This is a genomic window from Vibrio sp. VP6, assembly GCF_028823755.1.
Lineage (GTDB): Bacteria > Pseudomonadota > Gammaproteobacteria > Enterobacterales > Vibrionaceae > Vibrio > Vibrio parahaemolyticus.
This window is the reverse complement of sequence record NZ_JAPEID010000188.1, coordinates 1-639: the sequence shown is the minus strand read 5'-3', so window position 1 is coordinate 639 and position 639 is coordinate 1. Positions and strand designations below refer to the sequence as shown.

Genomic DNA, 639 nt, shown 5'->3' with positions numbered 1-639 from the left:
TTTATTTTGCATTAGCAGGTGTGGCGTTTGCTGCTGGATGGACATATCACTCTATCGACTTGTTAGAAAAATATGGGTATGTGTACAGTCGGGATTTGACTAAGATAACCCCCACCGGTATTCATTTGATGTACATAAAATCGAGACATTAAACGCTGATAAAGAGCCCTAATCAAAGTTAAATTAGGGCATTGGCTGTACGAACCCTCATAACGGTTTGCCTTGTTGTATTGAATACACGAGCGATAGAACTAATACTTTCTCCGTTCTTTATTCGTAAACAAACTTCCTGTTGTTGCTCTTTGTTAAGTGATGGAGGGCGACCAAACCGCTTACCTTCAGATTTTGCACGAGCTATTCCTGCATGAGTCCTTTCAACAAGTAGATCTTTCTCAAACTCAGCCACAGCGGAAATAACTTGCATCGTCATCTTTCCAGCCGAGCTTGTTAGATCTACGCCCCCTAAAGCCAAGCAATGAATACGGACACCTAATTCTTCTAAATGCTCGACAGTTTTTCGGATGTCCATAGCATTGCGCCCCAATCTATCTAATTTGGTCACAACAAGCACATCGCCTGGTTCTAATCGATCGAGTAATCGAGAAAACTCAGGACGTTCATTTGCCGCAACAGAGCCGC

1 protein-coding gene is annotated in these 639 nt (G+C 42.7%); it reads right to left on the bottom strand.

Features of this window, described 5'->3' with window-relative positions; translation table 11 throughout:
* Positions 1–178: 178 nt before the first annotated feature.
* The coding region (locus OU793_RS24820; protein ID WP_274647939.1) for a recombinase family protein at positions 179–639 on the bottom strand (461 nt) is incomplete at its 5' end.